This is a genomic window from Streptoverticillium reticulum (assembly GCF_047456005.1).
Classification (GTDB): Bacteria; Actinomycetota; Actinomycetes; order Streptomycetales; family Streptomycetaceae; genus Streptomyces; species Streptomyces reticulum.
On record NZ_CP179755.1, the window covers coordinates 4,522,501 to 4,530,000 of the forward strand.

Annotated in this window: 3 protein-coding genes and 3 rRNA genes (2 of these 6 cut by a window edge); 4 read left to right on the forward strand and 2 right to left on the reverse strand. The window is 64.6% G+C overall.

The window, feature by feature from the left end; all coding sequences use genetic code 11:
• A 23S ribosomal RNA gene (locus ACMATS_RS20600) occupies positions 1-2,787 on the forward strand; it begins 335 nt to the left of the window's first position.
• A 74-nt stretch (positions 2,788-2,861) separates the two neighbouring features.
• A 5S ribosomal RNA gene (gene rrf / locus ACMATS_RS20605) occupies positions 2,862-2,978 on the forward strand.
• A 473-nt stretch (positions 2,979-3,451) separates the two neighbouring features.
• Here rrf and ACMATS_RS20610 read toward each other — a convergent pair.
• Entirely contained in the window at positions 3,452-4,468 is a 1,017-nt protein-coding gene (locus ACMATS_RS20610; RefSeq protein ID WP_414168671.1) for a SulP family inorganic anion transporter, read from the reverse strand.
• 250 nt (positions 4,469-4,718) lie between these two features.
• Here ACMATS_RS20610 and proC point away from each other — a divergent pair, with 250 nt between their 5' ends.
• Positions 4,719-5,558, forward strand: coding sequence for a pyrroline-5-carboxylate reductase (proC, locus tag ACMATS_RS20615; protein ID WP_414168672.1), 840 nt, complete (start codon positions 4,719-4,721; stop codon positions 5,556-5,558).
• 43 nt (positions 5,559-5,601) lie between these two features.
• Here the strand turns inward: proC and trpS are convergent, their stop codons facing one another.
• Entirely contained in the window at positions 5,602-6,618 is a 1,017-nt protein-coding gene (trpS, locus tag ACMATS_RS20620) for a tryptophan--tRNA ligase (RefSeq protein ID WP_414168673.1), read from the reverse strand.
• Between the two features lie 738 nt (positions 6,619-7,356).
• Between trpS and ACMATS_RS20625 the strand changes: the two genes are divergently transcribed.
• A 16S ribosomal RNA gene (locus ACMATS_RS20625) occupies positions 7,357-7,500 on the forward strand; it runs 1,382 nt beyond the window's last position.

Genomic DNA, 7,500 nt, shown 5'->3' on the forward strand with positions numbered 1-7,500 from the left:
TGGTCTGCCGGCCATGAGGCGAGTCAGAAACCGTTGACGTAGGCGAAGGACATGCGAAAGGTCCGGCGTAGAGGGTAAGACCCCCGTAGCTGAAACGTCAGCGGCTTGCTTGTGCGACACCCAAGTAGCACGGGGCCCGAGAAATCCCGTGTGAATCTGGCGGGACCACCCGTTAAGCCTAAATATTCCCTGGTGACCGATAGCGGATAGTACCGTGAGGGAATGGTGAAAAGTACCGCGGGAGCGGAGTGAAATAGTACCTGAAACCGTGTGCCTACAAGCCGTGGGAGCGTCGCCGTCAAGCTTGCTTGGCGGTCGTGACTGCGTGCCTTTTGAAGAATGAGCCTGCGAGTTAGCGGTGTGTAGCGAGGTTAACCCGTGTGGGGAAGCCGTAGCGAAAGCGAGTCCGAACAGGGCGACCAGAGTTGCACGCTCTAGACCCGAAGCGGAGTGATCTAGCCATGGGCAGGTTGAAGCGGAGGTAAGACTTCGTGGAGGACCGAACCCACCAGGGTTGAAAACCTGGGGGATGACCTGTGGTTAGGGGTGAAAGGCCAATCAAACTCCGTGATAGCTGGTTCTCCCCGAAATGCATTTAGGTGCAGCGTCGTGTGTTTCTTGCCGGAGGTAGAGCACTGGATAGGCGATGGGCCCTACCGGGTTACTGACCTTAGCCAAACTCCGAATGCCGGTAAGTGAGAGCGCGGCAGTGAGACTGTGGGGGATAAGCTCCATGGTCGAGAGGGAAACAGCCCAGAGCATCGACTAAGGCCCCTAAGCGTACGCTAAGTGGGAAAGGATGTGGAGTCGCAGAGACAACCAGGAGGTTGGCTTAGAAGCAGCCACCCTTGAAAGAGTGCGTAATAGCTCACTGGTCAAGTGATTCCGCGCCGACAATGTAGCGGGGCTCAAGCGTACCGCCGAAGTCGTGTCATTGCAGCATAAGGACCAACGTCTGCTGTGATGGGTAGGGGAGCGTCGTGTGCCGGGTGAAGCAGCCGTGGAAACGAGTTGTGGACGGTTCACGAGTGAGAATGCAGGCATGAGTAGCGATACACACGTGGGAAACGTGTGCGCCGATTGACTAAGGGTTCCTGGGTCAAGCTGATCTGCCCAGGGTAAGTCGGGACCTAAGGCGAGGCCGACAGGCGTAGTCGATGGACAACCGGTTGATATTCCGGTACCCGCTTTGAAACGCCCAGTATCGAATCAGGCGATGCTAAGTCCGTGAAGCCGTTCTGGATCCTTCGGGTGAAGGAAAGTGGTGGAGCCGACGACCCAGACTTGTAGTAGGTAAGCGATGGGGTGACGCAGGAAGGTAGTCCAGCCCGGGCGGTGGTAGTCCCGGGGTAAGGGTGTAGGCCGTGTGATAGGCAAATCCGTCACACGTTGAGGCTGAGACCTGATGCCGAGCCGATTGTGGTGAAGTGGATGATCCTATGCTGTCGAGAAAAGCCTCTAGCGAGTTTCATGGCGGCCCGTACCCTAAACCGACTCAGGTGGTCAGGTAGAGAATACCGAGGCGTTCGGGTGAACTATGGTTAAGGAACTCGGCAAAATGCCCCCGTAACTTCGGGAGAAGGGGGGCCATGTCCGGTGATCACTCTTGCAGTGTGAGCTGGGTGTGGCCGCAGAGACCAGCGAGAAGCGACTGTTTACTAAAAACACAGGTCCGTGCGAAGCCGTAAGGCGATGTATACGGACTGACGCCTGCCCGGTGCTGGAACGTTAAGGGGACCGGTTAGCGCATCTTCGGGTGTGCGAAGCTGAGAACTTAAGCGCCAGTAAACGGCGGTGGTAACTATAACCATCCTAAGGTAGCGAAATTCCTTGTCGGGTAAGTTCCGACCTGCACGAATGGCGTAACGACTTCTCGACTGTCTCAACCATAGGCCCGGTGAAATTGCACTACGAGTAAAGATGCTCGTTTCGCGCAGCAGGACGGAAAGACCCCGGGACCTTTACTATAGCTTGATATTGGTGTTCGGTTCGGCTTGTGTAGGATAGGTGGGAGACTGTGAAGCATGCACGCCAGTGTGTGTGGAGTCGTTGTTGAAATACCACTCTGGTCGTGCTGGATGTCTAACCTGGGTCCGTGATCCGGATCAGGGACAGTGTCTGGTGGGTAGTTTAACTGGGGCGGTTGCCTCCTAAAGGGTAACGGAGGCGCCCAAAGGTTCCCTCAGCCTGGTTGGCAATCAGGTGTTGAGTGTAAGTGCACAAGGGAGCTTGACTGTGAGACCGACGGGTCGAGCAGGGACGAAAGTCGGGACTAGTGATCCGGCGGTGGCTTGTGGAAGCGCCGTCGCTCAACGGATAAAAGGTACCCCGGGGATAACAGGCTGATCTTCCCCAAGAGTCCATATCGACGGGATGGTTTGGCACCTCGATGTCGGCTCGTCGCATCCTGGGGCTGGAGTCGGTCCCAAGGGTTGGGCTGTTCGCCCATTAAAGCGGTACGCGAGCTGGGTTTAGAACGTCGTGAGACAGTTCGGTCCCTATCCGCTGCGCGCGTAGGAGTCTTGAGAAGGGCTGTCCCTAGTACGAGAGGACCGGGACGGACGAACCTCTGGTGTGCCAGTTGTTCTGCCAAGGGCATGGCTGGTTGGCTACGTTCGGGAGGGATAACCGCTGAAAGCATCTAAGCGGGAAGCCTGCTTCGAGATGAGGACTCCCACCCACTTGATGGGGTAAGGCTCCCAGTAGACGACTGGGTTGATAGGCCAGGTGTGGAAGACCGGTAACGGTTGGAGCTGACTGGTACTAATAGGCCGAGGGCTTGTCCTCAGTTGCTCGCGTCCACTGTGTAGGTTCTGAAGTAACGACCCGTGTGAACATCCGGTTCGATATCTTCATAGTGTTTCGGTGGTCATAGCGTTAGGGAAACGCCCGGTTACATTCCGAACCCGGAAGCTAAGCCTTTCAGCGCCGATGGTACTGCATGGGGGACCGTGTGGGAGAGTAGGACGCCGCCGAACTCATTTTAGAGAATGCCGTAGGCCCTGGTCTTTGACCGGGGCCTACGGCATTTTTGCGTTATGGCATCTCTCGCGGAATTCGAGAGACAACGTCGTCGGCTCTGGGCTGTGGCTGCACGAGCCCGTCGTGTCGGACATCCCCGCTCTCCGCCTTCCTGCGCGGCACCGGCATCCGGCACGTCCCGGCATGCGCCGTCGAACTGGACGTGCAGGAAGGCGAGTTGCTCACGGGCGACGGCTGCACAGTCTCCTACGGCCGGCTCGTCTATACCCTGGGCAGCGTGACCGGCAGCCCGGCCTGGGGCCTCGCCGGGCCGTCTACGCGGCAGGCGACGCCGCCGGCACCGGGGTGCGCATGGGGTGCGCGGTGGCGCTCCCGATGGGTGGGCGGGTGGCGGCGTCGCTGCTCGCGGACGTGCGCGGGGACGGCGGCCGCCGCGCGTACGACCGCTACCTGTTTGCGGGGCAGTGCATCAGCCTGGGACGGGCGGACGGGCTCGTCCAGTTCGTGCACCGGAACGATGCGCCGAGGCCGCTGACCATGACGGGACGTCCCGCGGCATCCCTCGCCCGGGCGCGGAAGTGAAGGACGCAGCAGACAGAGCAGACGTGACGGAGGCGAGGGGCGTGGGCCAAGGGCAGACGTAGCCCCCCGGCATAGCCATCACCGCAGCCGTCAGCAGACCGGCGACCACTCCCTCGAAGAGGTTCGTCATCACGATCGTCCCGGCGGTCACCAGCAACACCGCGACCTTGTCGCGCTCTTCGCGCCGCAGCCTCCAGCCCGCGGGGACGAGGACGCCGGCGAGGGCCGCCACCGGAATCAGGTCCAGGACTTCCAGGACGCACGGCAGCAGGGCCGCGACGACGATCCACCAGAGGGCCTCCCGCGTGTGGGAGGCCCTCGCCGCGGCGACGAGCGCGAAGGCGAGTACGGTCCCGATCACCCCGACTTCGCCCAGCCGCGCGAAGTCGCCGCCGCCCGGCGGCTGCACGAGGTCGACCAGGCCGCGCACCCGGATCCGGGCCATGGGCAGATGCAGGGCGGTCACTGCGGCGGTGGCGAGCGCGATGGCGACGAGCGGGGCGGGCACCACGCGCGCCCCCCATCGCCACCGGGGCCACAGCACCAGGACGGTCGTCGTGCCGATGCCGACCACCACGGCGGCCGGCGCGCTCGGCGAGACGACCGCGTCGACCAGCAGCGTCGCGAACCCGCCGAGCTTCTCGAGACCGTCTGCCGGAGCGGCGGCGGCGACGTCATCGGCGTTCGCGTCGACGAGCGCGTGCAGCTGCCCGACGACCAGGGCGATGCCGATGCCCGCAAGCATGCCCTGCGTGACGGTGATGGAGACCGTCCGGAACCGGCGTCCGATACGCGACAGCCAGGTGATGATCAGGCCGGCCGGACCGGTTCGTATACCGGCAGTGCGGAAGCGGCGGAGGCGGTGGGCCGTCTTTCGGACAGGGCTGGGCAGGGGCTGCTGCATGAGACGCCTCCAGCGCGCGGCGAGGTGCGGGGTGAGAAGAGGGGCAGGAGGAGGACGGGATGCAGGCTCGAGTGGCGGAGGACCGGGCTGCCAACACTTGACCACACCCTGTCCAAATCCCGCTGGTGATGGGGAAGTTGATCTGTTTCCGCGAGGTAAACAGCGCACGGCCCCTGCCGAGGTGGCAGGATGTACGCCCCAAAGGCCGCAGAGCCCCCCCGAAGCCCAGCGCAGCGAAGAGGTGAGCCCCGTGCCGTCGCACGTGCCGCAGTCCCGGACCCAGACGCAGACCGTCGCCGTTCTCGGAACCGGAAAGATCGGCGAGGCGCTGCTCAGCGGCATGATCCGGGCCGGTTGGTCGCCCGCCGGCCTGCTGTGCACCGCCCGCCGCCCCGAGCGCGCCGAGGCGCTCCGCGCCCGCTACGGCGTGGAGACCGTCAGCAACATCGACGCCGCCAAGGCCGCCGACACCCTGATCCTCGCCGTCAAGCCGCAGGACATGGCCGTGCTCCTCGACGAGCTCGCCCCGCACCTGCCCGCCGACCGGCTGGTCATCAGCGCGGCGGCCGGCGTTCCCACCGCCTTCTTCGAAGAGCGGCTCCCGGCCGGCACCCCGGTCGTCCGCGTCATGCCGAACACCCCCGTTCTGGTCGACGAGGGCATGTCCGTCATCTCGGCCGGCTCGCACGCCTCCGAGGAGCACCTGCTCCGCGCCGAGGCCATCTTCAAGCCGGTAGGCAAGACACTGCGCGTCCCCGAGTCCCAGCAGGACGCGGCCACCGCACTCTCCGGCTCGGGCCCCGCCTACTTCTACTACCTCGTCGAGGCCATGACGGACGCCGGCATCCTGCTCGGACTGCCGCGCGACAAGGCGCACGACCTGATCGTGCAGGCCGCCATCGGCGCCGCCGTCATGCTGCGCGACAGCGGCGAGCACCCCGTCAAGCTCCGCGAGGCCGTCACCTCGCCGGCCGGCACCACCATCAGCGCCATCCGCGAGCTGGAGAAGCACGGCGTGCGGCACGCCCTCCTCGCCGCGCTGGAAGCCGCCCGCGACCGCAGCCGCGAGCTGGCCTCCGGCAACGGCTGACGCGCCGCCGCCCGCCCCTCCCGTCCCCGCTTCTGCTTCTGCTTCAGACGGATGGAAGCAGCCCGATCGCCCGGTACGCCGCGTCGACGGTCGGACGCGCCAGCGCCCGCGCGCGCTCGGCGCCCTCGCGCAGCACACCGTCGACGTACGCCGGGTCGGCGGTCAGTGCTGCGTGCCGCTCCTGCAGCGGGCGCAGCACGTCGAGGACCGCCTCGACGGTGTCCTTCTTCAGCGCGCCGTACGAGTCGTAGCCGGCGGCGAGGTGTTCCGGCTCGCCGCCCGTGCAGGCGGCCAGGATCTCCAGCAGGTTCGCCACGCCGGGGCGTGCCTCGCGGTCGTACGCGACATCGGTCCCGCTGTCCGTCACCGCACGCATGATCTTCTTGCGCACGACGTCGGGCTCGTCGAGGAGATAGACGATGCCTGCCGTCTCCGCGTGCGACTTCCCCATCTTGGACGTGGGGTCCTGGAGGTCCATGACCCGCGCCGCCACGGTCGGGAGCACCGCCTTCGGGACGGTGAAGGTGTGGCCGTACCGCTGGTTGAAGCGCACGGCCAGGTCTCTGGTGAGCTCCACGTGCTGGGCCTGGTCCTCGCCCACCGGGACCTCGTCGGCTCCGTAGGCCAGGATGTCCGCGGCCATCAGCACGGGATACGTCAGCAGGGACAGCCGCACGCTCCCGCCCGACTCCCGCTCGCGCGCGGATTTCTCCTTGTACTGGATCATCCGGCGCATCTCGCCGTCGGTGGCGGTGCACTCGAGGAGATACGACAGCCGGGTGTGCTCGTCCACATGGCTCTGCACGAAGAGAGTGCACAGCTCCGGATCCAGCCCCGCCGCCAGGAGCAGCGTCGCCGCCTGCCGGCTCAGTCGCCGCACGCGGGCGGGGTCGTGCTCGACGGTCAGCGCGTGCAGGTCCACGACACAGAAGAGGGCGCCGGCCCGGTGCTGGTCCGTCTCGACCCACTGCCGGACGGCGCCCAGGTAGTTGCCCAGGGTCAGGTGCCCGGTCGGCTTGACGCCGCTGAAGATGCGGGTGGACTTCGGGGTGGTCGTCATGGGTGCTGCCTCCTGGTGGACGGGGCCACCGCCACGGACAGCAAAAAACGGCCGCCGAGGCGGCGGCCGTTGGGTGCATGCGCGTACGCGCAGGGGGTGGGCCGCCGTCAGGCGGGCCACCACAGCTGGGGACGGGCATGCATGGTCATGCGGCGACAGTACGCCCGGCAAACCCCCTTGCGCCACCGGTTTGATGGCGCGTACAGGCTCGTGTAGAGTTCTTCGAGTTGCCACGGGGTCCGCGAGGAAGCCGGGGCAACGGTTCGAGCCGCATCGGCGGCGATCCACCACTTGCACGGCCCTTGAACGGGATGGATTTCGGCGTGCCCGAATTCCGGAACGGACTCCGATTAGGAGTCGCGGGGGAAATCCGGTAAAGTAGTGATCACGCCGAGAGGCGCGAAAGACTCCGCTCCAGCAGGGGGCCGGAAACGAAATTCCGAACCGGAAACGGAACGGAAAACGGATCTGGTAAGGTTGGAAACAACGAAGGGAAGCGCCCGGAGGAAAGCCCGAGAGGGTGAGTACAAAGGAAGCGTCCGTTCCTTGAGAACTCAACAGCGTGCCAAAAGTCAACGCCAGACTATAAAACAACCCCGTCCCGCTTCGGTGGGATGAGGTTCCTTTGAAACACACAGCGAGGACGCTGTGGACGCGCCGGGCCTATTCCGCCCGGTGGTGTCCCGCTCAACGCGAGTGTCAGCCCGCAGTTTTTAATTAAACGCAGTCGGGTAAGCATTCACGGAGAGTTTGATCCTGGCTCAGGACGAACGCTGGCGGCGTGCTTAACACATGCAAGTCGAACGATGAACCGGTTTCGGCCGGGGATTAGTGGCGAACGGGTGAGTAACACGTGGGCAATCTGCCCTGCACTCTGGGACA

Excerpts from the sequence above, each read along its gene's own strand:
- ACMATS_RS20610 (WP_414168671.1), bottom strand. The coding sequence starts at position 4,468 with ATGCAGCAGCCCCTGCCCAGCCCTGTCCGAAAGACGGCCCACCGCCTC.
- trpS (WP_414168673.1), bottom strand. The coding sequence starts at position 6,618 with ATGACGACCACCCCGAAGTCCACCCGCATCTTCAGCGGCGTCAAGCCG.